Below are 231 nucleotides of genomic sequence, written 5' to 3' on the forward strand. Positions count from 1 at the left end.
GAAGAAGGTTTTTTCAAAATGGGCGATGCCGCCACTTTTGTTGATCCCGCCAACCCGCACGAGGGCCTGGCCTTTGCAGGCCGGGTGGCTGAAGAATTCAAACTGCAATCCGGGGTCTTTGTCAGGGTAAGCGCCCTGCGGGTGGACTGCCTGAATGCCTGCTCTCCCCTATTAAATGACGTCGTCATCACGGGCGCAGACCGGGCTTATTTGGGCGCCCTGGTGTGGCTG

Annotated in this window: 1 protein-coding gene; it reads left to right on the forward strand. The window is 58.4% G+C overall.

All coding sequences use genetic code 11. The features are described from left to right. The coding region (locus AC3II9_RS22645; protein ID WP_489159041.1) for a hypothetical protein at window positions 1-231 on the forward strand (231 nt) is incomplete at both ends.

The sequence above is a fragment of the Lysinibacillus sp. RU7 genome (assembly GCF_057837305.1).